The sequence below is a fragment of the Microbacterium lushaniae genome (assembly GCF_008727775.1).
Lineage (GTDB): Bacteria > Actinomycetota > Actinomycetes > Actinomycetales > Microbacteriaceae > Microbacterium > Microbacterium lushaniae.
Genome location: NZ_CP044232.1, coordinates 1487013 through 1511390, shown reverse-complemented (window position 1 = coordinate 1511390; position 24378 = coordinate 1487013). Strand labels below are relative to the sequence as shown.

Genomic DNA, 24378 nt, shown 5'->3' with positions numbered 1-24378 from the left:
GCCGAGGCGGGGCGACGCGCGCCCGGCGTCACAGGTCGATCTTCTCGTTCTCGCCTTCCATGCGGTCACCGGTGACCTTGTGCTTGACGAACGCGAGGAGACTCGCCACCCGGCCGCCCGGGCTGTCCCAGTACTCCGCGCTGTCGGCGTCGATCTTCAGCAGCACGACGTTCGGGTCTTCCGGCCCCTCCGGGAACCACGCCTCCAGCCCCGCGTTCCATTCCTCGCGCAGTTTCGCGTCGTCTTCCACGACGTGCGCGGTGCCCGACAGCGACAGCCACGAGTCGTTGCTGCTGAACGAGACGCCCACGGTGGGGTCGAGGCGGATGTGCTCCACGGCGGAGGCCTGGCGGCTGATGACGAACCAGAGGTCGCCGTCGAACTCCGTCTCCTGCACCGTCAGCGGATGGGCCACGAGCTTGCCCTCCGCGGTGCGGGTGGTCACCATCGCGAAACGGAAACCCTTCAGCAGTTCGTTCAGCTTGGTCAGTTCGGCGGTATCGGCGGTCATGGGAGCCTTCCTTTCGAGGATCGGATCCGTCCATGCAAACCCGCGCGCACCGTCCGCCACGAGGCGTTGACATCCGGCGTGATCCGTGCGGCGGAGGAAGGCGCGGCGCAGGTTGCGCCGCCGCGTTCCCCAGTTCAGGAGATCTGCCCGAATCAGGCCCGATCCGGCCCCATCCGTCCTGATTCCGGCGATCCTCCTGTTTTCGGGCACGATGCGGATACGGCAGCGGTGCCCCGGCAAGCCCTGGACGTCGGCGCGCACGGCACGAAGACTGGGTGCTGCGAGCGCGCCGCGCACGCAGGGAAGGGCCACCGTGGCACAGAACGTCGCCGAACAACTGATCCAGCAGCTCCAGGATGCGGGGGTCACGCGCATCTACGGCATCGTCGGCGACTCGCTCAACCCGATCGTCGACGCCGTGCGCCGCACCGGCGGTTCCGCCGACGGCGGCATCGACTGGATCCACGTGCGCAACGAGGAGGCCGCCGCCTTCGCCGCGGCAGCTGAAGCGCAGCTGACCGGGAAGTTGGCCGTGTGCGCGGGCAGCTGCGGGCCGGGGAACCTCCACCTCATCAACGGGCTCTACGACGCGCACCGCTCGGGTGCGCCGGTCCTGGCGATCGCGAGCCACATCCCGACGGTGGAGATCGGCTCGGGGTACTTCCAGGAGACGCACCCCGAACGCCTGTTCACCGAATGCTCGAACTACTGCGAACTGGTCTCGACCCCCGAGCAGTCCCCGCGCGTGGTGGACTCCGCGATCCGCCACGCCACCGGCGGATCGGGGGTCGCGGTGGTCGTGCTGCCGGGCGATCTGGCCGCCGACAAGGCCGCAGGATCCGCGCCGCCCTTCGTCCCCGTCCGCGCCGGGCGCGTCGCCCCGCACCCCGTGGACGTGGAGAAGCTGGCCGCCGCGATCGCCGAGGCCGAGAAGATCACGCTCTTCGTCGGCGCCGGAGCGCGCCACGCGCGTGAGCAGGTGCTCGCGTTCGCCGACCACCTGCAGGCCCCGATGGGGCACACCCTGCGCGGGAAGCCGTGGATCCAGTACGACAACCCGTTCGACGTCGGGATGTCGGGCCTGCTCGGCTACGGCGCGATCGACTGGGCGATGAAGGAGGCGGACCTCCTCCTCCTCGTGGGCACCGACTTCCCGTACGCGCAGTTCTTCCCCGACGGCGAGCACGTCACGATCGCGCAGATCGATGCGGATGCCACGCGCCTGGGCCGCCGCGCCGCCGTCCGCCACCCGGTGCACGGCGACGTCGGCCGCACCCTTGCGGCGCTGCAGGAGCTCCTTCCCGCCCGCACCGACCGGGCGTTCCTCGACCACGCGCTCGCGCGGCACCGGAAGGCTCTCGAGGACGCGGTGGCGGTGTACACCGACTCCGACGACACCCCGATCCATCCCGAACGCGCCATGACCGCGATCGACCGGGCCGCCGCATCCGACGCGGTCTTCACCGCCGACACGGGGATGGGCAACGTCTGGCAGGCCCGCTACGTCACCCCCACGCGCGACCGGAGGCTGCTCGGCTCGTACGTGCACGGATCGATGGCCAACGCGCTACCCCAGGCCATCGGCGCGCAGTTGGCCCATCCCGACCGTCAGGTGATCGCGATCGCCGGCGACGGCGGGCTGTCGATGCTGCTGGGCGAGCTCATCACCGCCGCCGCGTACCGCCTGCCGATCAACGTGTTCGTCTTCAACAACTCCACCCTCGGCCTGGTGAAGCTCGAGATGCTCGTCAACGGCTACCCCGATTTCGGCGTCGACGTCCCGATGGTCGACTTCGCCGCGCTCGCGGGGAGCCTCGGGTTCCTCACGCAGCGCGTGACCGATCCGGCCGACCTGGATGCCGCGGTCGCCACCGCTCTCGCCCACCCCGGCCCGGCGCTGGTCGACCTCGTCACCGACCCCAACGCGCTCTCGGTGCCGGGAACCGTCTCCGCCCAGCAGGTGACCGGCTTCGGGCTGTCCATGGCCAAGCTCGTCCTCGGCGCGGAGCAGACCGGGGGCCTCCGCCAAGTCGTCGACACCGCCAAGAGCAACATCAAGCACCTGCGGGGGCTGTAGCGAAGGGAACACGACGATGCAGGACATGGCTCCCCAGACGGCCGGCGGCAAGGTGCTGTGGCACTTCACGATGTCTCTGGACGGATTCGTCGCCGGCCCCGGGCACACGACGGAGTGGATGTACGGGATCAAGGATCGCGCCGGCCTCATCGACGAGTACACCTCGACCACCGGCGCGGTCCTCGGCGGGCGTGACGGATGGGAGGCCTACCCCGACGCGACGGCGACGTACGGCGGCCGCTGGCAGGGGGCGACGTTCGTGCTGACGCATCATCCCGAGGATGCGGCGCCGTCGGCGGGCGTCACGTTCCTCTCGTGCGACGTGGCCGAGGCCGTCGCGATCGCGCGCGCGGCAGCCGGCGGCAAGAACGTCGAGGTGCTCTCGCCCTCGATCGGCCGGCAGCTGCTCGAACGCGGCCTGCTCGACGAGATCGACATCCACATCGCGCCCGTCCTCCTGGGGGACGGTATCCGGCTCTACGACAACCCCGGCGGCCGGCCCGTCCCGCTCACGCTCATGAACGGCGACGCAGGCCGAGTGACCGTCGACGTGCGCTACCGGCCGGTGCCATCGCCGGGGTGAGCGCGCCGGCTCACAGCTCGACGCTCTCCTCGCCGGGAACAGGGGTCTGCTGGTACAGCGCGAGTCGCCACCCGCTGTCCTCCTGCACGTAGACGCTCGTCATCACGGCGTCGAAGGGCGGGCCGCCGGAGGCGCGGAACGCCCGCCCCCGGTACACGAACGCCGCCGAGTCCGGGCCCAGGCCGACGAGCCGCTCGTCGGTGATCTCGTACGCCGACCACGCCGGCGCGTCATCCAGCGACGCCACGACGGCGTCGCGGTCGAGCACCGAGCCGTCGGCGAGCACCATGACGCCGTCGTCGGTCATGACGGCCCCGTAGAACTCGCCTCCCGACCCATCGCACAGGGCGGTCCATCCCGCGTGCTCGAGCCTGAGGAGTTCGGTCAGATCAATCGCCATGCCGAAGAGTTTCGGGGCGGGCTCCCACCGAGCGCAACAGGTTGCGGCATCGCTCAGCGGGTGTCAGCGGGCTGCTCGACGGGCACCGGCAGGGGCAGCTCGCGCGAGCGGTCCCACGGCTCGGTCCATCCCAGCCGGTCGAACAGCCCGTCCAGCAGCATCCCGGTGAAACCCCACACCAGGTGCGCGCCGGTGGCGTGAGGGACGAGGAAGGCGGGTGCGCGCCACTCGCGCCCCTCGGCGCGGGCGACGGTCACCCCGCGGTTGGCGGGATCCAGCAGATCGGCGACGGGGGCGCGGAACACGTCGGCCGACTCCGCGTCGTCGACGACCCGCACAGGAGAGGGATGCCGCCACCACGCCAGGACGGGAGTGACCAGGTGCCGCGAGTACTCCAGCGGAATGGGCTGCAGGGCCCCCAGCACCTCGACGCCGGACGGATCGAGCCCGGTCTCCTCCTCCGCCTCGCGGAGAGCGGCGGCGACCGGTCCGGCGTCGCCGGCGTCGATCCGGCCACCGGGGAACGCGACCTGTCCGGGGTGGGAGCGCAGCGTCGCGGCGCGCGAGAGCAGCAGCACGTCGAGGTCGCGCGACACCGCCCGCGCCTGCGCGTCGTGGTCGCTGGGGCGCTCGTCGAGCACGCCGAAGAGGATGAGTACCGCCGCAGGACGCCCCAGACCGCTCGCCGGCTGCACGCCCGCGTCCGCGCGGGCAAGTTCCGCCAACTGCGCGCGGGCGCCGCGGGCGATGTCGTCGACGGTCATCCCCCCAGGCTACGGGGCACACGACGCGGGCGGAGGGCATGTCGCGGCGGGAGGATGGATCTGCCCGTCTCCGTCCTCCGCCGGCGACATCTCCTCCCCGCACAGCCGGCCCGCGCGCGGGAGCCTTCCGGAATGCGGGTGCCGACCCGGACGTTGTCGGACGACGGAGGAACTCATGCCCGCACAGCTTCCGGTGACGCTCGAGCTGTACTCGACGTCGTTCTGCGGTGCCTGCCGCCGCACGCGCGCCGTGCTCGACCGCGTCCGCCGGCTCCTGCCGCACGTCGCCGTCACCGAGCACGACGTGGCGTTCGAGCCCGACCTCGCCGAGTCCCGCGGCATCCGGGCCACTCCGACCGTCATCGTGCGAGCCCCCGGGGGCGGCGAGACGATGCGCGCGGACGGCGTTCCCACGATCGACCACGTGCTCGTCGCCGTGGCGGACGCGATGGATGCCTCACGGGGACGAAGTCACGGCGCGCTCCCAGCTTCGCGGGACCAAAACGGCGGGGCCGATCGTTCTCCTCGGTAGACGCCGCAGCCAGCGCCGTCAGCCAGGAGGAATCGTGAGCAACGAGTACCGCAAGACTCCGGAGGCGCTCAGTCGCCTCACCCCCGTCCAGTTCCGCGTGACGCAGGAGGAGGGCACCGAGCCGCCCTTCCGCAATCGCTACTGGGACAACCACGAGCCGGGCATCTACGTCGACGTCGTCTCGGGCGAGCCGCTGTTCTCCTCGAACGACAAGTTCGACAGCGGCACCGGATGGCCGAGTTTCACCCGTCCCATCGACACATCGGCCGTCGTGGAGAAGACCGACCGTACGCTGTGGATGACGCGCACCGAGGTGCGCTCGACGATCGCCGACAGTCACCTCGGGCACGTCTTCGACGACGGACCGCGCGAGGCGGGAGGGATGCGTTACTGCATGAACTCCGCCGCCCTGCGCTTCATCCCCCTCGACGAGCTCGACGAGCAGGGGTACGGCGCCTACCGCACGCTTTTCACCGACACGAAGGAGAACGCCTCATGACCAGCGGACCCACCGACACCGGAGCCATCACCCGCACCCCCGGCACGGAGACCGCCGTCCTCGCCGGCGGCTGTTTCTGGGGGGTGGAAGACCTCATCCGCCGCCAGCCCGGCGTGCTCGACACGCGCGTGGGCTACACGGGCGGGCGCAACGACCACGCGACCTACCGCAACCACCCCGGCCACGCCGAGGCGGTGGAGATCGTGTTCGACCCCGCCAAGACGACCTACCGCGACATCCTGGCGTTCTTCTTCCAGATCCACGACCCCTCGACCCTGAACCGGCAGGGCAACGACATCGGCACGAGCTACCGCTCTGCGATCTTCCCGCTCACCCCCGAGCAGGAGCGCGTCGCGCGCGACACGATCGCCGATGTGGATGCGTCGGGCCTGTGGCCGGGCAAGGCCGTCACCACGATCGAGCCCGCGGGCCCGTTCTGGGAGGCCGAGCCCGAGCATCAGGACTACCTGATCACCTACCCCCACGGATACACGTGCCACTTCCCGCGCGCGGACTGGGTGCTGCCCCGCCGCGAGCAGGCGGCGACCGCGTGACCACTGCCGACTTCGATGCGCTCACCGAGACGGATCTGCGACGGGGCGGCAGCGTCAAGTGGACGATGTTCCCCGAGGTCATCGGCGCGTTCGTGGCGGAGATGGACTTCGGTCTCGCCCCGGCCGTCCGGGAGGCGATGGTGGCTGCGCTGGAGCGCGGACTCACCGGATACCTCCCCGCGCACCTGGACGAGAGCCTCGCCGCAGCGACGGCGCAGTGGTACCGGAGCGCGTACGGATGGGAGGTTCCGCCCGAGCGCGTGCACCACGTCCCCGACGTCATCGCCGCCTTCGAGCTGACGATCGAACGGTTCACGACGCCGGGCACGGCCGTCATCGTCCCCACTCCGGCCTACATGCCGTTCCTCACGGTGCCCCAGCTGCACGGGCGCCACGTGATCGAGGTGCCCAGCATCCCCGTGAACGGCCGGATGACGATGGATCTGGACGGCATCGCGCGGGCGTTCGACGACGGAGGGGAGCTGCTCGTGCTGTGCAACCCGCACAATCCCCTCGGCACGGTCTTCACGCGCGCCGAGCTGGACGCCGTCTCGCACGTCGTGGCCTCGAAGAACGGGCGTGTGTTCTCCGACGAGATCCACGCACCGCTGGTCTACGCCCCCGCGCGCCATGTGCCGTACGCGTCGATCTCGGAGCAGGCCGCGTCCCACACGATCACGGCCGCATCGGCGTCGAAGGCGTGGAACCTCGCCGGCCTCAAATGCGCGCAGGTGATCCTCTCCAGCGACGCGGATGCCGCCGCGTGGGCGGAGTTCGGATTCTGGGCCGGCCACGGCACGTCCACACTCGGCGCCGTGGCCAACGCAGCCGCCTACACGCACGGCGCGCCCTGGCTGGACGAGGTCGTGGACTACCTCGACGGCAACCGGCGCCTCCTCGCCGAGCTCGTGGCCGAACTCCTCCCCGACGCGCGGATGACGATGCCGGAGGCGACCTACATCGCCCTCATCGACTTCCGCGCGTACGGCATCGCGGGCGACCCGGCGGAGTGGTTCCGCACGCACGCGGCCGTCGCGATGACCGACGGAGCCGCGTGCGGCGTCGCCGGCATCGGGCACATGCGCTTCGTCTTCGCCCTCCCCCGCCCGCTCCTGCGCGCCGCGATCGAGCGGATCGCCTCCGCGCTGGCCAACCGCGGCGCCGCCCACGCGTGACGGAGTCTGCGCCACACTGGAGCGCATGAGCGACGCAGCCGTGCGGCCCTGGGTGCTGCACGTCGACCTCGACCAGTTCATCGCCGCCGTCGAGGTGCTGCGACGGCCCGAGCTGGCAGGGCGCCCCGTCATCGTCGGCGGCCGCGGTGACCCCACCGAGCGCGCCGTCGTCTCCACGGCGTCGTACGAGGCGCGCGAATTCGGGGTGGGCTCGGGGATGCCGTTGCGCCTGGCGGCGCGCAAGGTGCCCGACGCCGTCATCCTGCCGGTGGACGCTCCCGCCTACACCGCCGCATCCGAGGAGGTGATGGCGACCCTGCGCGCGCAACCGGGTGCGGTCGTGCAGGTGCTCGGGTGGGATGAGGCGTTCGTGGGGGTGAGCACCTCCGACCCGGAAGCCCGTGCGCGTGACCTGCAGGCCGCGGTGCTGGAGCGCACGCGCCTGCACTGCAGCGTCGGGATCGGCGACACGCTGGTGCGCGCGAAGGTCGCGACGGGGTTCGGCAAGCCGCGCGGGGTGTTCCGGCTGACGGCGGAGAACTGGTTCGAGGTCATGGGCGATCGCCCCACGCGCGACCTGTGGGGCGTGGGCTCGAAGATCTCCCGGCGGCTGGAGGGTCTCGGCATCCGCACCGTGACGCAGCTGGCGCACGCGGACGAGGCACCGTTGATGGCCGAGTTCGGGCCGCGCATGGGTCCGTGGTACCGACAGCTCGGCCGAGGCGAGGGGGCGAGCGTCGTGGACGACACCCCGTGGGTGGCGCGCGGGCACGGCCGGGAGACGACCTTCCAGCAGAACGTGGCCGACCCGGCCGAGATCGAGCACGCCGCCCGCACGCTCGCGGCGCAGGTGCTCGACGACGTCGCCGCCGAGGGCCGGCCGGTGGTCGGTGTCGGGCTGAAGGTGCGGTACGCGCCCTTCACGACGAAGACCTTCACGCGGAAGGTGCCCGTCACCTCCGATCGGGATGTCGTCGTCGCGGCGATCCTCGCGCTCGTGGCGAAGATCGAGCCCGACCGGCCGCTGCGGCTGCTCGGCGTGCGCGCGGAGATGCAGATGCCCGACGACGCGCGCGAGGGGCACACCCCCACGCGCGGCGGCTGGTGACGGGCCGCTCCCCGGGCGCCCTCACCCTTCTCGTGCGGACGAGGCGTCGGGCACCATCTGTGGGCACACGTCACCCGGGTCGATGAGACGCTCGTAGTGCCACGGCTCGTTGGCGTACACCTGGCACAGGCCGTAGTCCGCACCGTGCTGGCTGAGCCAGGACTGCGCGTCGACGGAGCCGATGTCCACCGCCTTCCCGGTGACGTGGCTGGACTCCTCGGGCGTCGCGACGAACTGCCGGGCGACGTCTTCGCTTCCGTAGGTCTCCACGGCGATGCGGAGCATCCAGTCCTGATACTGCGCGCTGCGCCAGCCGCTGGCGACCGGGAAGTCCAGCCCGGAGCCGGCGGCATCGGTCGCGGCCTCCCGCATCGCGCTGAGCAGGGCCGGATCGAGCTTGCCGATGGCGGGGAGGTGATCGTCATCCAGCGACACGGTCGCCCCCTCCGGGATGTGGCCGTCCTGCACGCGGGGGCTGAAGGGAGCCGTGGCGAACGACGTGGTCAGGCCCGCGACGACGATGACGCACGCCGCGACGATCGCCGCCAGGCACACGGCGAGGGCGACGAAGGTGGTCTGGCGCACCCGGGAGGGCGCCGCGACGAGGTTCGTGGAGATCTGCATGGGAGCCATCCCAGACGGCGGGACGTTGCCGGGCCGTATCGGACTTCGCATACACCCGCGATATCCACCCCGACCTAGCATGGGGGCGTGCGCGTACTGATCGTCGAGGACGAGCCCTATCTCGCCGAGGCGATCCGTGACGGCCTGCGCCTGGAGGCCATCGCCGCCGACATCGCCGGCGACGGCGACACCGCGCTGGAGCAGCTCTCCGTCAACTCCTACGACGTCGTCGTGCTCGACCGCGACATCCCGGGGCCCGACGGCGACGAGATCGCGCGTTCACTGTCGCAGGTGCCCGCCGGGCCGCGCGTGCTCATGCTCACCGCCGCCGACCGGCTCGACGACAAGGTCACCGGGTTCGAAAGCGGCGCCGACGACTACCTCACCAAGCCGTTCGCGCTGCGGGAACTGGTGCTGCGCCTGCGTGCGCTCAGCCGGCGCCCTGCCGGCGGCAGCCCGCCGGTGATGGAGGTCGCGGGGATCCGCGTGGACCCGTTCCGCCGCGAGGTCTACCGCGACGGACGGTATGTCGCCCTCACCCGCAAGCAGTTCGCCGTGCTCGAGGTGCTCGTGGCCGCAGGCGGCGGCGTGGTCAGCGCCGAGGATCTGCTGGAGCGCGCGTGGGACGAGAACGCCGATCCGTTCACGAACGCCGTGCGCATCACGATCTCCGCCCTGCGCAAGCGTCTGGGCGAGCCATGGTGGATCGGAACCGTCCCGGGCGTCGGCTACCGCATCCAGGCCGGGACGGCCGCACACGATGGACCCTGAGCTCCCCCGCCCGGCCGGGCTCTCCGTGCGCGTCAAACTGACCCTCAGCTACGCCGGATTCCTCCTCATCGCCGGGGTCGCACTGTTCGCGGTCGGATTCCTCCTGCTGCGATTCGTCCCCGACGCGAACATCCAAGACCTCGGGGGCCTGTTCGTCCCCAACCGCTCCGACCTCATGGAGGTCTTCGTGCGGTACGCGTGGTGGGCCCTGATCGCCCTCCTGCTGTTCGGGCTGGTGGGCGGGTGGATCCTCGCCGGCTTCGTCCTGCGACCGCTCGGCCGCATCACCGACGTGGCACGCCGTGCGCGCGACGGGTCACTCGGCGCGCGCATCCGGCTGCCCGGGCGCCGGGACGAACTGACCGACCTCGCCGACGCGTTCGACGCGCTCCTGGACCGCGTGCAGCACACGATCGACGAAGAGCGCCGGTTCGCCGCGAACGCCTCGCACGAGCTGCGCACGCCGCACACGATCGTGCGGACCCTCGTCGAGGTCGCCCAGGCCGACCCCGCCGGTCGCGACGTCGATCGGCTGCTCACCCGCATCGGCGAGACCAACGACCGTGCGATCGCCACCACCGAGGCCCTGCTCTCGCTCGCGCGGGCCGGACGCGGGGACGCCCTCGAGCGGGAGCGTCTGGATCTGGCCCCCATCGCCGCCGGTGCGGTGACGGACGCGGCATCGGATGCGGAGGCCGCCGACGTCCGCGTCGACACCGATCTGTCACCGGCCCCCGTGATCGGGCACCCGACGCTGCTGGCGCGGCTCGCCGGCAACCTCGTGCACAACGCCGTCATCCACAACCATCGCGGCGGCCGCGTGCGCGTCACCACGACCGATCTGCCGGGCGGGGCGTCGCTGGAGGTCGTCAACACCGGCGCCGTGATCGATTCCGCGACGGCGGCCACCCTGACCGAGCCGTTCGTCCGCGGCGCCGGCCGCACCCGGGGCCCCGACGCCGCTCAGGGATCGGGTCTGGGCCTGGCCCTCGTCGCCGCGATCGTGCGGGCCCATCACGGCACCCTTGAGGTCACAGCCCGCGGCGAGGGCGGGCTTCACGTACGCGTGACGCTGCCCCGCTGAGCCCGCACCGCTGCGGCGAGCGCGCGTACGAGCGTCACCGCCCCCACGCCCACCAGGGCGCCCACGGTGTTCCACACCACGTCGGTGGCATCGGGCACCCGCCCCGGGATCGCCGCCTGAAGGTATTCGACGGCCACCGAGACGCCGAAGCCGGCCGCGACGGCGAGCGGCCATCCGCGCAGCGGAAGCAGCAGCGCGAGGGCGGCGCCCAGCGGGACGAACATCGCGGTGTTGAGGAGCCGCTCCGCGTCGGCATACTCCGCTCCGCCCAGCAGGGGCATCGTCGTGGCATCCGCCCAGTCCAGGAACGCGCGGCGGGCGGGGCCGACGAGCATGCGCGGGGCGAGCGTCAGCCCCGCGACGACGGCGAGGGCCACGACGGCGAACAGGCCACGGACGAAGACGCGCATGACCCCATCCCATCCGGTGGCATGTTGCGCCGGCATATGCGAACGCGCCGCGCCGCGCGCGCTCACGCTCGGTCAACCGGGTGCGCGCCGTCCGCGTCGGTGCTATCGTCCTGACCGCCCTCCGTCCGTCGCACCGAAGGATCGCATGAGCACCGCAGCAGCCCCCCGCGAGCAGTGGACCGGTCAGGTCGGCTTCATCCTGTCGGCCATCGGCTCGGCGGTCGGGCTCGGCAACATCTGGCGGTTCCCCGGTGTCGCGTACGAGAACGGCGGGGGTGCGTTCCTCATCCCGTATCTCGTCGCCCTGCTCACCGCCGGCATCCCGATCCTCTTCCTCGACTACGCGATCGGTCACCGGTTCCGCGGATCGGCGCCGACGTCGCTGCGGCGACTGGGCGGGCCGCGCGGGCGCTGGCTGGAGTCGCTCGGCTGGTTCCAGGTGGCGATCGCCTTCGTGATCGGGCTCTACTACACCGTCGTCATCGCGTGGGCGGTGAGCTACTTCGTCTTCTCCTTCGACCTGCGCTGGGGCGACGACCCCGCCGGTTTCTTCTCCGGCGATTACCTGCAGACCGGCGACCCCGGGTTGAGCTTCGAGTTCGTCCCCGGAGTGCTGATCCCCCTTGCGCTCGTGTGGATCGTCACGATCGCCGTGCTGGCGGCCGGCGTGGCGAAGGGCCTGCAGCGCGTCAACGTCGTGTTCCTGCCGCTGCTGGTGGTCGCCTTCCTCATCCTGGTCGTCCGCGCGCTGTTCCTCGAGGGCGCCGGGGTGGGGCTGGACGCACTGTTCACCCCGAACTGGGCGGCGCTGGGCGACCCGAACGTGTGGATCGCCGCCTACAGCCAGATCTTCTTCTCCCTCTCCATCGCGTTCGGCATCATGATCACCTACGCCTCCTACCGGCGCCGGCGCTCGAATCTGACCGCTCCGGGCCTGGTCGTGGCGTTCGCGAACTCGTCGTTCGAGATCCTCGCCGGCATCGGCGTGTTCGCGACCCTGGGGTTCTTCGCCGTACAGGAGAACGTCGCGATCGGAGAGCTCGAGGGACTCACCGGCGTGGGGCTGTCGTTCATCACCTTCCCCGCGATCGTCTCGGAGATGCCCGGCGGGGCCCTGTTCGGCTGCCTCTTCTTCGGCTCGCTCGCGATGGCCGGATTCACCTCGCTCGTCTCGGTGCTGCAGGTCGTGTCGGCGGCCGTGCAGGAGAAGTTCGCGCTGTCACGGCGCGCAGCGGCGCTGGGCGTCGGCATCGTCTCGGCGGTGCTGTCGGTGCTGCTGTTCTCCACCACGACCGGGCTGCTGGCGCTGGACGTCACCGATCAATGGGCCAACAACATCGGCATCGTCGCATCGGCGGTGCTCGGCTCCGTGCTGATCGTGTGGGTGCTGCGCCGTGCGGGCGAACTGCGCTCCCACCTCAACGCCGTCTCCACCTTCCAGGTCGGCCGCGTGTGGGTGGCCCTGGTGGGAGTGGTGGCCCCGGTCGTACTCGGGTACATGCTGATCCAGCGCATCGTGACCCTGATCTCCGAGGGGTACGGCGGTCTTCCCGGCTGGTACCTCCTCGCCTTCGGGTGGGGCTCGATCGCCTTCATCGTGGTCGCCACGATCGTCCTGTCCCTGCTGGCGTGGCGGCGGTCGCCGGATGAGTTCACCCCGTGGCCGCCGTATCCCCCGGCGTCCACCCGTCGTGAGGAGCGGGCCTCATGAGCGCCGTCGCGATCGTCTTCCTCACCCTGGCCATCGTCATCCTGTGGGGCGGCCTCATCGCCAGCATCCTCTACCTGCGGGCACGGCCGGATCGCGCCGACTACCCGCAGGGCGGCGAGGACGACGAGCGCCCCGCGAACGCCATCATCGAGCGCGACACCTGAGCGCGGGGGTCAGTCGTTCTCGTCGGCCTCGTCGCTGTCGCGCCGCGCGGGCACGGCCGGGGTGGCGGGTGCGGCCGGAGGCGGCGGTGGAAGCTGACCGCTCTCCCCCGCGGCCAGACGGGTCTTCTCCTCCGCGTTCATGACTCGTCCTCGTCGGCCGCGCCGGCGTGCTTCTCGGCGGATGCGGCGTCCGCGCGCACCTCGTCGGTGACCGCGTCGGTGGGGGGCGCGTCGTCGGCTCGTGCATCGTCGTCGTGCCGGCCGTGCGTGGTATCGCTCATGGAAGTCCCTTCCGTCGCCTCCAGCCTCCTCGCCGCCCGCTCCGCGGCAAGACCCTGGACAACGCCCCCTCCGCCGCGTACGGGCGTTACCCTGAGACGGTGACACGGACGATCAGGCCTGCGCGCCGGATGGAGGTACCCGGCGCTTCCCGCGTCGGCACGAGGTAGCACGGCACCGCCGGCTCCTCGCCCCTCGGGGCTTCTCTCGCGCACCGCGCGCTCCTCCGCTTCGCCTCGCCGTCCCCGGCGAGCGCCGTCACGAAAGTCGTCGTCATGCTCCCCATCACCGACGCCCAGGTCCGGGCGTCCTTCCTCAACGCCTCCCGCAGCGAGCGCAAGAACCTCTCCCTCCCCGCCGGCTTCGACGCCCTCGAGTGGGACCGGCTCGACTACCTCGGGTGGCGCGACCCCAAGCTCCCTCTGCTGGGCTATGTCATCGTCGAACTCGACGGCGACCTCGCCGGCGTCCTCCTGCGCCAGGCGGAGGCGCGCCCGCGCTCCCGAGCGCAGTGCGCGTGGTGCGCCGACGTGCAGCTCCCCAACGACGTCGTGTTCTTCAGCGCCCGGCGCTCGGGCGATGCCGGCCGGCGCGGCGACACCGTGGGCACGCTCGTGTGCGGGCACTTCGAGTGTTCGCACAACGTCCGCAGGCGCCCTCCCGTGGCCTACCTCGGGTTCGACGTCGAGGCCGCGCGACAGCGGCGGATCGAGGCACTGCGGGAGAACGTCGGCGGCTTCGTCCGCAGCATCCGCGACGGGAACTGACCGGCCGCGGGTATCTGCTCCCGTGGGAGGTGTCAACCGTGCCGACCCGGCCCGGAGGTCCCCATAGCGTGAGGGGGTGATCCCGAGAGTCGAGGATCCCGACCCCGGCCTGGAGGCGATGTGACGCGCGTGTCTGTCGTCATCCCGGTCAAAGACGACGCCGCAGTGCTCCGCCGCTGCCTGCGCGCCCTCGCGCTGCAGACGCAGCATCCCGATGAAGTGGTCGTGGTCGACAACGGCTCCTCCGACGACTCCGCCACGGTCGCCCGCGACGCCGGTGCGCGTGTGGTCCCCTGCCGACGCCGCGGCATCCCGGCGGCGAGCGCCTGCGGCTATGACGCGGCGATCGGCGACATCATCCTGCGCCTGGACGCCGACTGCCTTCCGGCGGTCACGTGGGTGCAGACGATGGCGGCGGCGTTCGAGCGCCACCCCCGCGTGGGGGCGTTCACGGGGGGCGCGCGGTTCGTCGACGGCCCGCGGCGGCTGCGCGCGCCGTTGGCGGCGGTCTATCTCGGCGCCTACACCGCGGTGGCGTTCTCCGCGCTCGGTCACCTGCCCCTCTACGGGTCGAACCTCGGTTTCCGCCGCGACGTGTGGCGGCGCGTCCGCGGATCGGTGCACCTGTCCCCCGGCATCCACGACGACTTCGACCTCGCGTTCCACATCGGGATCCGCTACCCCATCCGGTTCGCACGCGACGCCGCGATGGGCGTGTCGATGCGTCCGTTCGGCGATCCGCGCGCCTTCGCGGTGCGGACGATCCGCGGCGTGCTCACCGTCGTGCTGCACTGGCCGCAGGACTTTCCCCCTGTGCGCTGGGTGCACCTCGTGATGCGCCGAGCGCTGGATGGCGCGAGGGCGGGACGCTGTGCCTGACAACGACGCCCTGATCGGGCCGGTGCCGGCGCCACAGCTGTCCGTCATGACGTTCAACGTGCTGCGTGCGCGCAAGGGCTCTGCGGGCTGGCTGCGGCGACGCGACAGCATGCGCGCGCTGCTGCGCCGTGAGCAGCCGACGATCCTCGGCGCGCAGGAGGTGCTGCCGCATCAGGCGGACGTGGTGCGCGACGCGCTGGGCGCCTCGTACCGCTTCGTCGGCCGGGGCCGCGACGCCGACGGTGGGGGCGAGGGCTGCCCCGTGTTCTGGGACGATGCCCGCCTCGAACTGGTCGACTGGGACCAGCGTGCCCTTTCGGCACGGCCCGACGTCGCGGGTTCGCGGTCGTGGGGAACCCTGTTCCCCCGCATCCTCACCCGCGTGCAATTCACCGACCGCGCCACCGGGGCGCGCTTGCTGATGATCAACACGCACCTGGACGTCCTCTCCCCCCTCGCCCGGGCGCGCTCGGCAGCGATCCTGGCCGACAACGCCGGAGACGGCGCAGCCCTGATCACGGGGGACTTCAACGCCGGGCCCGAGTCCGCCCCGCGGCGACGGCTGGACGCCGCCGGATTCGCCGACACGTGGGCGCTCGCGAGCACGCATCTCACGCGGGAGTGGGGCACGTACGCCAGCCGCCGCCGGCCGCGCTCGGGCGGCACGCGCATCGACGCGATCCACGCACGCGGCTTCGACGTCGTGAGCGCCGGCATCGGTGCCCGCCCGGTGCGCGGCGGTCGGGCGTCGGATCATCTGCCGGTGCAGGTGGTCGTGCGGATGCGGGGCGCCGTCGCATGATCGAACGGTTCCTGCGCCCGCCATCCGGCGCCGCCGAATGGGTCGCCGACGCGCTGCGGGTGGCCGGCCTGCTGAGCGTGTTCGTCGCGGGATTCGTGTGGAGCCCCACCGACGCCGGGATCCTCGCGTTCACGCTGCCCGCGCTCGTGCTCCCCCGGTTCCTCGGCGTGCGGGCGGGGTTCGACATCCTCTTCAGCGTGTCGGTGCTCGTGGCGGCATGGAGCAACGTCATCGACCTGTACCGCATGGTGCCCGGATGGGACCTGCTCGTGCATTTCGAGTGCACCGGTGCCCTCGCGGTGATGCTGTACGTCTTCGCCGGCCGCCTTCGCGTCATCCCCGCTGTGATCGGGACGCGCCCGCCCGCACGCACCCCGATCGTCCTGGTGACGATCATCGGGCTGGCCATCAGCGCCCTGTGGGAGATGGTGGAGTGGGCCGGCTACACCTTCATCACCGACGAGATCTTCGTCGAGTACGCCGACACGATCGGCGACATGGCCGCCGGCGGGCTCGGCGCGCTGGTGGGCGGGCTCATCGCCACCCGCGTGCACCTGCTGGAGTGATCCCGCCGACACCGTCCACGCCGCCGATGCGGGGAGAATGGAGGCATGTCGACTCGCCGCGCCGCACTGGGCGCCTTCGCTCTGGACGCCCTCCTCGTGACGGTCTTCGCCGCCATCGGCCGCGCCACGCACGAGGGCGACCCGTTCGGCCCGGGCGGCTCCGGTCTGGCGCAGACGGCATGGCCCTTCCTCGTCTCCCTCGTCGCGGGGTGGCTGATCGTCCTGGCGTGGCGCCGCCCTGCCGCTGCCCTGCGCACCGGCGTGCCGGTGTGGGCGATCACAGTCGCCGGCGGGATGCTGCTGCGCGCGGTGTCGGGACAGGGCACCGCCGTGGCCTTCATCGTCGTGGCCGCCGTGACGCTCCTGGCCTTCCTGGTCGGGTGGCGCGCCATCGCTGCCCTGCGCAGACGGTGAGACACCACATCCCGTCCGAGACACCGGGCGACGCCGGGTGTCTCAGGCGGAAAGTGGTGTCTCGGCGGAGGGTGACGTCGACGCCGGGAGAACCGACCGCCCGCGTGGCCGGCTGACCGAGCCCGTCAGTCGCTGACGGCGAGGTCGACCTGGATCTCCGCGGCCACGCGCTCGAGCTCACCGCGGACGTCTTCCACGTTCAGCCCTGCCGGAACCCGTGCCTCGATCGACGCTTCGAACAGCCGGCCGCCCGACATCGCCGCATCCCGCACCTCGGTGGTCATCCGGTCGATGCTGAGGCCGTGCGTGCTCAGCGCAGCCGTGATCTCGCGCACGATGCCGGGGCGATCGTTGCCGAGCACCTGCAGTGCGATGTGCCGCGCCGGCGCGTGGGCTGCGGATGCGGCGGCGACGGTGGTGACCGTCACGAGCCCGTCCATACCGCTCAGCGCTTCACGCAACTCGTCGGCGCGTTCGTCGGGCACCGAGACCTCGACGATGCCCGCGAACGCCCCCGCGAGCTCCGCGAGCTGGCTGCTCTCCCAGTTGCCTCCCGCGGCATCGACGATCGTCGCGACGGCGGCGACGATGCCGGCGCGATCGTCGCCGACGAGGGTGAGGACGAGCGTGGTCATGGCGTCAGCGTACCCAGGCGCCGTTCCCGGCCACAGTGCGTCACGCGAAACGTCGTGGCGTGGGCGGCCCCGACCCGGTAGACCGGAGTCATGACACGTACGAGCGACTGGCTCGCCGGCTACCAGCGAGCGTGGCGCACCAAGCGCCCCGATGACGTCCGCGCCCTGTTCACCGACGACGCCGAATACTGGTTCCGCCCCGACGATCCCGCCCCGGCGATCGGAATCGACGCCATCGTGGCGATGTGGGGTGAGGACGAGCCCGCCGAGCCCGTGTACGACCTGCGCGTGCTCATCGAGAACGACGACCTGGGCATCGTCACGGGATGGGTCGACTACCCCGGTCACGAGAGGTACTCGAACCTGTGGGAGGTGCACTTCGCCTCCGACGGCCGTGCTCGGCGGTTCGTGGAGTGGTTCATGGCGCCACGCGCGTCGGCGTCCTGACATGTGGGTCGGATGGATCGCGTTCGACCTGCTGCTGGGCGACGTGCACTCGCTGAAGGAGAAGCGCAGCATCCTGCGCCCCATCCTGGCCGGCCTCAGCCGGCGCACGGAGGCGGCGGCCGCCGAGACGGGCGCGCACGACCTGCACCGCCGCGCGGAGATCGGCGTCGCGGTCGTCGCCGAGTCGCCCGCGCACGTGCGGGACGTGCTCGACACCGCCGAGCGCGTGATGGCCGAGCATCCCGAGGCGACCCTGCTCTCGGCCAGACGCGGGCTGCATTCCAGCGACGACTGACGTCGCCGGGGGGCGAAGACATCGGGCACTTCGGATGCGGCGCTGTGGAGAACGCGGGTTCTCCACAGGGTCGTCGCCGACCCATCCGGGCGCGGAGGCAATGTCGGTGGCCCCCGCTAGCGTGAAGGCATGGAAAACAGCTTCGGGCCTGGGGAAATATCCCCCGGCGATGCCGCCCGCCTGCGGGCCGGCCTGACCGCCGCACGGCAGCAGGAAGCCATCATCGCCCGGGCACAGGCGGCGCGGATCCGCCATCACGCCGCCCTCGTCGAGGTCGCCCTGGAGCAGACGGCGCGCATGACCTCGCGCGATTCTCGTGAGCGCGAGATGCCCATGCGCTCGCTCGCCGCCGAGATCGCCTTCGCGACGCACGTGCACGACCTCACGGCGCAGAAGGAACTGAACGACGCGTACACGCTCGTGGCGAAGCTGCCTGCCACGGTGGCGGCGTTGGAGGAGGCGCGCATCTCCCAGCGGCACGTCACCGTGATCCTCGAGGTGGGCGTCGGCGTCGCAGACGACGATGTGCGCGGGGCGTGGGAGCAGACGGTTCTCGACTTCGCCGCCAAGGAGACGCCGGGTCGGACGAAGGCGTACGCACGTGAGCTCGCCGAGGCCGTCAACCCGGTGGGGATGGATGAGCGCCACGCGTGCGCAGCGAAGACCCGTGGGGTCAGCATCCTCGATCTCGACGACGGGATGGCCCTCCTCCAGCTGCGCCTTCCCGCCGCCATCGCGTACGGGATCCGCGACCGCATCCGGCAGCAGGCCCGCGTGATCCGCGACGAGGCCAACGCCGAGCGCGCGCGCCGCGGCGACGACAACACGGCCGCACCGGATGCGGCGCCCGACGTCGAGCCGGCGGTCGATGACGCGCGCACCCTCGCGCAGATCGGCGCGGATGTGGCCGCAGACATGCTCCTCACCGGCGCACCCGCCGTCGACCCCACCACCGGCGACCACTACCCGGGCGGGCTCGGCGCGGTTCGGGCCCACGTGCAGGTGGTCGTGCCGGTCCTCACTCTCCTCGGCGCCGTCGGCTCCGGTGCGAGCCTGCACGGACAGGTCCCGATCGACCCCGACACCGCCCGGCGGCTCACCGCCCACGCTCCCGGGTGGGATCGGGTGCTGGTCCATCCCGTCACCGGCACGGTCCTCGAGGTCGACCGGTACACACCCCGCCCCGATCAGAGACGGTTCCTGCAGGCGCGCGACCAGCACTGCCGCGGCTTCGGATGCCGCCAGCCGGCGCACCGCTGTCAGATCGACCACAATCACGAGCACCACGACGGCGGTCCGACTGCGGTCGGCAACCTCTCGCACCTGTGCGTCCGCCACCACACCCTCAAGACGGAGACGGCGTGGACGGTGCGGCAGCGCGCCGACGGGACGCTGGAGTTCACCAGCCCCCTCGGCAGCACCTACACCGACGAACCCCCACCCCGCGTGGTGTTCATCCCCGACGCAGGCCCGCCGCCCTTCTGACGCCCGGCCAGCCCTTCAGGGATGCGACGACGCGGACACCCTGCGCCGCAGGAACAGGGATCGAGGGCTCCTTTCCTATGCGCAGGCCACGCACAGGTGGGCCGTCGGACGCACCTCCATGCGCTCGGCCGGGATGGGGCGGCCGCACCTGGCGCAGATGCCGTAGGTGCCGTCGGCCAGCCGCGCCATGGCGGCGTCGATCTCCGCCAGTTCGCCCAGCGCCGCCCGGCGCAGGGCGTCCACGCGCGACCACTCCCCCGACAGCGTCGAGCCCTCCGGGTCGTGTTCGTCGTCGGCGGTACCGTCGGCCCGGTCGTGCAACAGGGAGCGCTCGTCGGCGCCCAGGCGCTCGAGCCGCGTCAGGACGTCGCGGCGCATGAGCTCCAGATCCGGCATGCCTCCACGCTACGCCCGCCGTCACAGGCGCTGGCCGCCGGAGGCCTCGATCCGCAGCGTGGCGGCCCGACGGCGCGCAACCCCGCACCATCCCCCTGTCGTCCCTGCGACACTCGGTGCATGCGCATTCCCGCGACCTTCCGATCCCCCCGGCGCGGGCCGCTGCTGCAGGTGCTGAAGTCGGCCGTCGCGGTCGTCGCGGCGTGGATCCTCGCCGCGTGGCTCGTGCAGGGCCCGCTGCCGGTGTTCGCGGCGATCGCCGCGCTGCTGGTGGTGCAGCCGAGCCTCAATCAGTCGTTCACGAAGGCCATCGAACGCAGTATCGGGGTGGTCGCCGGCGTCGTCATCGCGTCGGTGCTCGGCATCCTGCTGGGCACCCACCCGTGGGTGACGCTGCTGGCCACCGCCGTAGCGCTCCTGGCGGCATGGGCGCTCAAGCTCACCCCGGGAACGTCGAACCAGGTGGGCATCAGCGCGCTGCTCGTGCTGTCGCTGGGCACGGCGACGCCGGGGTACGCGGTCGACCGCGTTCTGGAGACCCTCATCGGCGCCGCGATCGGCTTCCTCGTGAACCTCGCCGTCGTGCCGCCGGTGGCGATCGGCCCCGCTCGCGACAAGAGCGACGGGCTCGGCATCGAGATCGCCGACGCGCTCGACCGCCTGGCGGGCGCACTGTCCCATCCCCGCACCAGGGCGGAGCTGGAGGAGCTGCTGCTGACCGCGCGACTGCTCCGGCCCATGCGAGACGCCGCCGAGAAGGCCATCGACGAAGCCAATGACTCCCTCACGTTCAACCCGCGGGGGCGTCGAGTGCGAACCGCCGTCGCCCGCGCGCAGGAGGAACTCGACATGTTCGGACCGATCAGCACGCAGGTGATCGGGATGACCCGTGCCGTCGTCGACCGCTACGACCCGAGCATCGTCGACGAGCCGTCGGTACGGGCCATCGCCGAGCAGCTGCGCCGCGCGGCCCACGACGTGCGGCTGCGGGTGTCAGCCGGCGCGGTCGCCGGCCCGGCCGAGACGCCCCCCGCCGAGCCGCCCGCCCTCACCCGGCCGCTGCAGGTGGCCGCGCCGTCAGCCGATCACTGGGTGCTCGTGGGATCGCTGCTGGTCGACCTGCACCGCATCCACGAGAACCTCGTCGGCGACTGACGCACGCGCATCCGTCAGCGGGCGAGGGCCTCCGCGATCGGGGTGTCGCCGGAACCGAAGCGGATGAAGCGGCCCACGGTGTGGTCCTCGGCGAGCGTGGCGGCGATCACGGCGGCCACGTCGGCGCGCGGAACAGCCCCGTCACCTTCGGGGTCGAGGGCGATCCGGCCCGTGGGGGGATCGAGGGTGAGGGCGCCCGGCCCGAGGATGGTCCAGTTCAGCGTGCTGGCGCGCAGGTGATCGTCGGCGGCGAGCTTCGCGTCGGCGTAGGCGTAGAACGGGTTGTCCGGATCCACGCCGTGATCGGGCGATGACCCGATCCACGACACCATCACGTACCGGCGCACGCGGGCGGCTTCCGCCGCATCCATCGAGCGGATCGCCGCGTCGCGGTCGATGGCGTACGTGCGCTCGCGGCTTCCGCCGCCGGCACCGGCCGACCAGACGATCGCGTCGTATCCGGCGAACGCCTCGCCGAGCTCGGTCCCGTCCTCCAGGTCGAGCACGAGGGGCTTGGCCCCGGTGGCCGACACGTCGTCGGCGTGCGCGGGATTGCGGATGACGGAGGTCACCTGGTCGCCGCGGGCCACCAGCAGGGGGGCCAGAAGGAGGGCGACCTTGCCATGGCCGCCGAGGATGAGAACACGGGAATCAGTCACGGTCCCACGCTATTGGGCGCGTCCGCGCGGAAACGAGGGGTTGACGCCGCGCTCACGCGTCCACGCCGACCGGCTCGGCGGCGATCGCCGCGGCCACCGTTCGGCCGGCGCGGTTCGCGCCCACCGTCGATGCCGACGGCCCGTACCCGATGAAGAACACGCGGGGATCGTCGAGCGAGCGCGAGTCGCCGACGCGGAATCCGCCCTCGGGCGTGCGCAGGTGCAACGGTGCGAGGTGGTCCAGTGCGGGGCGGAAGCCGGTGGCCCACAGGATCACGTCGGCGGCGAGGAACGATCCGTCCGGCATGCGCACGCCGTCCTCCTCGATGCGGGTGAACATCGGCAGGCGTTCCAACACCCCGCGATCGCGCGCACGCTCGGCCCACGGGGTCCAGTGCATGCCCGTGACCGAGATGACGCTGCCCGGCGGTAGGCCCTGACGAACGCGCTCCTCCACACCGGCGATTGCGGCCAGCCGCGCGGGAATGTCGAAGTCCTCCTCGATCCACTCGGGTTCGCGCCGGGTCATCCAGAAGGTCGTCGCGACGTGGGAGATCTCCTCCAGCAGTTGCACGCCGGAGATGCCTGCGCCCACCACGATCACCCGCTGCCCGGCGAACTCGTCGGCCGAGACGTAGTCGGCGGTGTGCAGCTGGCGGCCGCGGAACCGCTCCTGGCCGGGGTAGTGCGGCCAGAACGGGCGGGTCCAGGTGCCGGTGGCGTTGACGATGTAGCGAGCCGACCACGCGCCGTGGTCGGTCTCCACGAGGAGTCTCCCGCGCGGGTCGTCGTCGGCGGGACGGACGGCGCGGACGGCGACGGGACGCTGCACGTCGAGTGCGAACCGCCGCTCGTACTCGGCGAAATACGGCGGCAGCACCTCGCGCGCGGGTGCGTCCGGGTCGGCCGGCGGCACCGGGAAGCCCGGCAGCTCGTGGATGCCGTTGACCGTGGCCATCCGCAGCGACGCCCAGCGGTGCTGCCACGCGCCGCCGGGCGCGGCCTCGCCGTCGAGCACCACGAAGGTCGCAGCATCCGCCGCCTGCGTCACCGGGGAGAACCCGCGCCGACGCAGGTGGTAGGCGGCGGAGAGGCCGGCCTGTCCCGCCCCCAGGACGGCGACATCGACCTCGCGGAGCGCGTCGGTGTCCATACCCGGCAGAACCGCGCCTGCCTCCGCGCTATTCCGCGGCGACGTCGCCGTCGAGATACAGCCAGCGTCCGCCGCGCCGGGCGAACCGGCTGCGCTCGTGCAGCACCCCGCGTGAGGTGCCGTCACGCCACGAGGCGCGGAACTCCACGACACCGGCGTCGGCGTCGGCGTCGGCGTCGGCGTCGGACGACGCATCCACGATCTCCAGGCCCGTCCACTGCACGTCGGGGTCGAGCTGCACCGCGTCGGCAGGACGCGTGCGCGGATGCCACGTGCGCTCGAGGTGCGCCGCATCCCGCACGACGAACGCCGTGTATCGCGAGCGCATCAGCCGTTCGGGGGTCGGCGCAGGATCGCCGGCCAGGAGCGGCCCGCAGCATGAGCCGAACGCCGCGCCGCTTCCGCACGGGCACGGCGCGCCGTCACCCGCGCGCGCAGCGGAGGCGGCACCGAACGACATCCCGCCACTTTATCGGCGGGCACGCATCGGGCTTTCCACACGATCACCCGCAGATCCGTCAGGGGCGGGACGGATCCGTACCATGGGGCCACCGGCGAGAGGAGCATCATGACCGGTCCCGACGTTCCGCCGTCGCTCCATCAGCCGTATCCCGGCGCTCCTCCCGCCTACGGCCCCGACCCCCGTCGCGCCGCTCCGCCGCCGGGCCCTTCCGGACTCGCCCTCGCCGCCCTCGTGCTCGGGATCCTGTGCCTGGTGGGGGCGGTCGTTCCCGTCGCCGGGCGGATCCTCCTCGTCCCCCTGCTGCCGGCGGCCCTCATCGTGGCGGTCGTCGCGATCGTGCGACGCGCGGCCCCGCGCGGTCTTCCGATCGCCGCGCTCGCACTGGCCGGGGTGTCGGCGGTGATCATGGCCTGGTCGTTCGTGGTTCCCCTGGGCGTACCGAGCTGGCCATGGGAGACGAGGGACGCACCGCCCGCCGTCGAGGAGCCGGCTGTGCCCGGTGTTCCGGACGAGCCGCCGCTCGCTCCGGAACTGGGCGTCCCGGGGCTCGACGGGGCGGGAGCCTCGCGGGCCGACCCGCTCCCGTACGGCACGACCGTCACGATCATCGATGAGAACTCCGGCTCCGAGGTGTGGGCGATGACCGTCGGCGCACCGGAGGACGTCACCGCCGCCGCATCCGCATCGGGCGGAACCGAGCCGGAGAACGGCGCCTACCTCGCCGTGACCGTCGAGCTGGCCAACCTCAGCGAGGGGACGCTCGATCCGGTGCACGACTACGACTACGCGCCGTACTCATGGCTGCTCACCGGCGACGGCGGCCGGGCCGACGCGGAGTACCTCCCCGACCTGACCGCTCTCCCACCGATGTGGGACCTCGATCCCGTGCCGCCCGGTGCCACGGAGCGCTACGCCGAGGTCTTCGACGTCGCCCCTGCCGTGGCGGCGACCGGCTACTTCGTCCTCGAACTCCCCGGCTACACGCGGGTGTACTGGGGCACGGCCGGGTGAGCGGT

At 72.0% G+C, this 24378-nt stretch carries 33 protein-coding genes; 21 read left to right on the top strand and 12 right to left on the bottom strand.

Going from position 1 to position 24378, the window contains the following annotated elements:
* Nucleotides 1-28: 28 nt before the first annotated feature.
* Complete coding sequence (locus tag F6J85_RS07080) at nucleotides 29-511, bottom strand: pyridoxamine 5'-phosphate oxidase family protein (protein ID WP_150924411.1); 483 nt, start codon at nucleotides 509-511, stop codon at nucleotides 29-31.
* 313 nt (nucleotides 512-824) lie between these two features.
* On the opposite strand from F6J85_RS07080, the gene F6J85_RS07075 reads away from it, so the two are divergent.
* Together F6J85_RS07075 and F6J85_RS07070 are read left to right on the top strand one after the other, a co-directional pair.
* Nucleotides 825-2588 carry a pyruvate dehydrogenase gene (locus F6J85_RS07075; protein WP_150924410.1) on the top strand — a complete coding sequence of 588 codons (1764 nt, stop codon included), beginning with the start codon at nucleotides 825-827 and terminating at the stop codon, nucleotides 2586-2588.
* Between the two features lie 25 nt (nucleotides 2589-2613).
* Complete coding sequence (locus F6J85_RS07070; protein WP_202980879.1) at nucleotides 2614-3171, top strand: dihydrofolate reductase family protein; 558 nt, start codon at nucleotides 2614-2616, stop codon at nucleotides 3169-3171.
* Between the two features lie 10 nt (nucleotides 3172-3181).
* Here the strand turns inward: F6J85_RS07070 and F6J85_RS07065 are convergent, their stop codons facing one another.
* Complete coding sequence (locus F6J85_RS07065; protein ID WP_150919060.1) at nucleotides 3182-3571, bottom strand: nuclear transport factor 2 family protein; 390 nt, start codon at nucleotides 3569-3571, stop codon at nucleotides 3182-3184.
* Nucleotides 3572-3624: 53 nt separating this feature from the next.
* Complete coding sequence (locus tag F6J85_RS07060) at nucleotides 3625-4335, bottom strand: NUDIX hydrolase (RefSeq protein ID WP_150924408.1); 711 nt, start codon at nucleotides 4333-4335, stop codon at nucleotides 3625-3627.
* A 175-nt stretch (nucleotides 4336-4510) separates the two neighbouring features.
* On the opposite strand from F6J85_RS07060, the gene F6J85_RS07055 reads away from it, so the two are divergent.
* The 5 genes from F6J85_RS07055 to F6J85_RS07035 are packed head-to-tail and all read left to right on the top strand — an operon-like array spanning nucleotide 4511 to nucleotide 8203.
* The gene (locus F6J85_RS07055) at nucleotides 4511-4867 is read left to right on the top strand and encodes a glutaredoxin family protein (RefSeq protein ID WP_238707082.1); all 357 of its coding nucleotides are present in this window, start codon (nucleotides 4511-4513) and stop codon (nucleotides 4865-4867) included.
* Nucleotides 4868-4901: 34 nt separating this feature from the next.
* Nucleotides 4902-5366 (top strand): peptide-methionine (R)-S-oxide reductase MsrB, encoded by a 465-nt coding sequence (gene msrB / locus F6J85_RS07050; protein WP_150924407.1) that lies wholly within the window; start codon nucleotides 4902-4904, stop codon nucleotides 5364-5366.
* Nucleotides 5363-5920 (top strand): peptide-methionine (S)-S-oxide reductase MsrA, encoded by a 558-nt coding sequence (msrA, locus tag F6J85_RS07045; protein WP_150924406.1) that lies wholly within the window; start codon nucleotides 5363-5365, stop codon nucleotides 5918-5920. Before msrB ends, msrA begins: the two co-directional genes overlap by 4 nt.
* Complete coding sequence (locus F6J85_RS07040; protein ID WP_238707081.1) at nucleotides 5917-7095, top strand: MalY/PatB family protein; 1179 nt, start codon at nucleotides 5917-5919, stop codon at nucleotides 7093-7095. The genes msrA and F6J85_RS07040 overlap by 4 nt, the downstream gene beginning before the upstream one ends.
* Nucleotides 7096-7120: 25 nt before the next feature.
* The gene (locus F6J85_RS07035; RefSeq protein WP_191906780.1) at nucleotides 7121-8203 is read left to right on the top strand and encodes a DNA polymerase IV; all 1083 of its coding nucleotides are present in this window, start codon (nucleotides 7121-7123) and stop codon (nucleotides 8201-8203) included.
* 21 nt (nucleotides 8204-8224) lie between these two features.
* Here the strand turns inward: F6J85_RS07035 and F6J85_RS07030 are convergent, their stop codons facing one another.
* Complete coding sequence (locus F6J85_RS07030; RefSeq protein WP_191906779.1) at nucleotides 8225-8827, bottom strand: M15 family metallopeptidase; 603 nt, start codon at nucleotides 8825-8827, stop codon at nucleotides 8225-8227.
* An 87-nt stretch (nucleotides 8828-8914) separates the two neighbouring features.
* On the opposite strand from F6J85_RS07030, the gene F6J85_RS07025 reads away from it, so the two are divergent.
* Nucleotides 8915-9598, top strand: a complete 684-nt coding sequence (locus tag F6J85_RS07025) for a response regulator transcription factor (protein WP_150924404.1) — start codon at nucleotides 8915-8917, stop codon at nucleotides 9596-9598.
* Nucleotides 9588-10682 (top strand): sensor histidine kinase, encoded by a 1095-nt coding sequence (locus F6J85_RS07020; protein ID WP_150924403.1) that lies wholly within the window; start codon nucleotides 9588-9590, stop codon nucleotides 10680-10682. The genes F6J85_RS07025 and F6J85_RS07020 overlap by 11 nt, the downstream gene beginning before the upstream one ends.
* Here the strand turns inward: F6J85_RS07020 and F6J85_RS07015 are convergent.
* Nucleotides 10655-11092, bottom strand: a complete 438-nt coding sequence (locus F6J85_RS07015; RefSeq protein WP_150924402.1) for a VanZ family protein — start codon at nucleotides 11090-11092, stop codon at nucleotides 10655-10657. The two genes, F6J85_RS07020 and F6J85_RS07015, sit on opposite strands and share 28 nt — an antisense overlap.
* Before the next feature lie 145 nt (nucleotides 11093-11237).
* On the opposite strand from F6J85_RS07015, the gene F6J85_RS07010 reads away from it, so the two are divergent.
* On the top strand, nucleotides 11238-12803 hold the full coding sequence (locus F6J85_RS07010) for a sodium-dependent transporter (RefSeq protein ID WP_150924401.1): 1566 nt from the start codon (nucleotides 11238-11240) through the stop codon (nucleotides 12801-12803).
* Nucleotides 12800-12967, top strand: a complete 168-nt coding sequence (locus F6J85_RS07005) for a methionine/alanine import family NSS transporter small subunit (protein ID WP_150924400.1) — start codon at nucleotides 12800-12802, stop codon at nucleotides 12965-12967. Before F6J85_RS07010 ends, F6J85_RS07005 begins: the two co-directional genes overlap by 4 nt.
* A 9-nt stretch (nucleotides 12968-12976) precedes the next feature.
* On the opposite strand, the gene F6J85_RS18155 is transcribed toward F6J85_RS07005, so the two are convergent.
* Together F6J85_RS18155 and F6J85_RS17675 are read right to left on the bottom strand one after the other, a co-directional pair.
* Nucleotides 12977-13108, bottom strand: a complete 132-nt coding sequence (locus F6J85_RS18155) for a hypothetical protein (protein WP_275094062.1) — start codon at nucleotides 13106-13108, stop codon at nucleotides 12977-12979.
* Nucleotides 13105-13248, bottom strand: coding sequence for a hypothetical protein (locus F6J85_RS17675; RefSeq protein ID WP_191906778.1), 144 nt, complete (start codon nucleotides 13246-13248; stop codon nucleotides 13105-13107). Before F6J85_RS17675 ends, F6J85_RS18155 begins: the two co-directional genes overlap by 4 nt.
* Nucleotides 13249-13521: 273 nt before the next feature.
* Here F6J85_RS17675 and F6J85_RS07000 point away from each other — a divergent pair, with 273 nt between their 5' ends.
* From F6J85_RS07000 to F6J85_RS06980, 5 genes are all read left to right on the top strand, one after another.
* Nucleotides 13522-14013 (top strand): FBP domain-containing protein, encoded by a 492-nt coding sequence (locus tag F6J85_RS07000; RefSeq protein WP_150924399.1) that lies wholly within the window; start codon nucleotides 13522-13524, stop codon nucleotides 14011-14013.
* Between the two features lie 129 nt (nucleotides 14014-14142).
* On the top strand, nucleotides 14143-14892 hold the full coding sequence (locus tag F6J85_RS06995; RefSeq protein WP_202980878.1) for a glycosyltransferase family 2 protein: 750 nt from the start codon (nucleotides 14143-14145) through the stop codon (nucleotides 14890-14892).
* On the top strand, nucleotides 14885-15694 hold the full coding sequence (locus F6J85_RS06990) for an endonuclease/exonuclease/phosphatase family protein (protein WP_202980877.1): 810 nt from the start codon (nucleotides 14885-14887) through the stop codon (nucleotides 15692-15694). Before F6J85_RS06995 ends, F6J85_RS06990 begins: the two co-directional genes overlap by 8 nt.
* The gene (locus F6J85_RS06985; protein WP_150924396.1) at nucleotides 15691-16260 is read left to right on the top strand and encodes a DUF2238 domain-containing protein; all 570 of its coding nucleotides are present in this window, start codon (nucleotides 15691-15693) and stop codon (nucleotides 16258-16260) included. Before F6J85_RS06990 ends, F6J85_RS06985 begins: the two co-directional genes overlap by 4 nt.
* 45 nt (nucleotides 16261-16305) lie before the next feature.
* Complete coding sequence (locus F6J85_RS06980) at nucleotides 16306-16674, top strand: DUF3054 domain-containing protein (protein ID WP_150924395.1); 369 nt, start codon at nucleotides 16306-16308, stop codon at nucleotides 16672-16674.
* A 125-nt stretch (nucleotides 16675-16799) separates the two neighbouring features.
* Here F6J85_RS06980 and F6J85_RS06975 read toward each other — a convergent pair whose 3' ends face one another.
* A complete protein-coding gene (locus F6J85_RS06975; protein ID WP_150924394.1) occupies nucleotides 16800-17309 on the bottom strand; it encodes a glycine cleavage system transcriptional repressor in 510 nt (169 codons plus the stop codon).
* Nucleotides 17310-17399: 90 nt separating this feature from the next.
* Between F6J85_RS06975 and F6J85_RS06970 the strand changes: the two genes are divergently transcribed.
* The 3 genes from F6J85_RS06970 (at nucleotide 17400) to F6J85_RS06960 (ending at nucleotide 19536) form a co-directional block, all read left to right on the top strand.
* Nucleotides 17400-17756, top strand: a complete 357-nt coding sequence (locus tag F6J85_RS06970) for a nuclear transport factor 2 family protein (protein ID WP_150924393.1) — start codon at nucleotides 17400-17402, stop codon at nucleotides 17754-17756.
* Between the two features lies 1 nt (nucleotide 17757).
* A complete protein-coding gene (locus F6J85_RS06965; protein ID WP_150924392.1) occupies nucleotides 17758-18051 on the top strand; it encodes a DUF503 domain-containing protein in 294 nt (97 codons plus the stop codon).
* A 129-nt stretch (nucleotides 18052-18180) separates the two neighbouring features.
* Complete coding sequence (locus tag F6J85_RS06960) at nucleotides 18181-19536, top strand: HNH endonuclease signature motif containing protein (protein WP_150924391.1); 1356 nt, start codon at nucleotides 18181-18183, stop codon at nucleotides 19534-19536.
* A 75-nt stretch (nucleotides 19537-19611) separates the two neighbouring features.
* Here F6J85_RS06960 and F6J85_RS06955 read toward each other — a convergent pair whose 3' ends face one another.
* Nucleotides 19612-19932 carry a TraR/DksA family transcriptional regulator gene (locus tag F6J85_RS06955; RefSeq protein ID WP_150924390.1) on the bottom strand — a complete coding sequence of 107 codons (321 nt, stop codon included), beginning with the start codon at nucleotides 19930-19932 and terminating at the stop codon, nucleotides 19612-19614.
* A 120-nt stretch (nucleotides 19933-20052) separates the two neighbouring features.
* Here F6J85_RS06955 and F6J85_RS06950 point away from each other — a divergent pair, with 120 nt between their 5' ends.
* Nucleotides 20053-21087, top strand: coding sequence for an FUSC family protein (locus F6J85_RS06950; RefSeq protein ID WP_150924389.1), 1035 nt, complete (start codon nucleotides 20053-20055; stop codon nucleotides 21085-21087).
* Nucleotides 21088-21101: 14 nt separating this feature from the next.
* Here F6J85_RS06950 and F6J85_RS06945 read toward each other — a convergent pair whose 3' ends face one another.
* Genes F6J85_RS06945 through F6J85_RS06935 form a run of 3 tightly spaced genes read right to left on the bottom strand, consistent with a single transcriptional unit; the run spans nucleotide 21102 to nucleotide 23359 of the window.
* A complete protein-coding gene (locus F6J85_RS06945) occupies nucleotides 21102-21746 on the bottom strand; it encodes an SDR family oxidoreductase (protein ID WP_150924388.1) in 645 nt (214 codons plus the stop codon).
* A gap of 52 nt (nucleotides 21747-21798) precedes the next feature.
* On the bottom strand, nucleotides 21799-22899 hold the full coding sequence (locus F6J85_RS06940) for an NAD(P)-binding domain-containing protein (protein WP_150924387.1): 1101 nt from the start codon (nucleotides 22897-22899) through the stop codon (nucleotides 21799-21801).
* 28 nt (nucleotides 22900-22927) lie between these two features.
* The gene (locus F6J85_RS06935) at nucleotides 22928-23359 is read right to left on the bottom strand and encodes a YchJ family protein (protein ID WP_150924386.1); all 432 of its coding nucleotides are present in this window, start codon (nucleotides 23357-23359) and stop codon (nucleotides 22928-22930) included.
* A gap of 108 nt (nucleotides 23360-23467) precedes the next feature.
* Here F6J85_RS06935 and F6J85_RS06930 point away from each other — a divergent pair, with 108 nt between their 5' ends.
* Complete coding sequence (locus tag F6J85_RS06930) at nucleotides 23468-24373, top strand: hypothetical protein (RefSeq protein ID WP_150924385.1); 906 nt, start codon at nucleotides 23468-23470, stop codon at nucleotides 24371-24373.
* The last annotated feature ends 5 nt before the right edge of the window (nucleotides 24374-24378 follow it).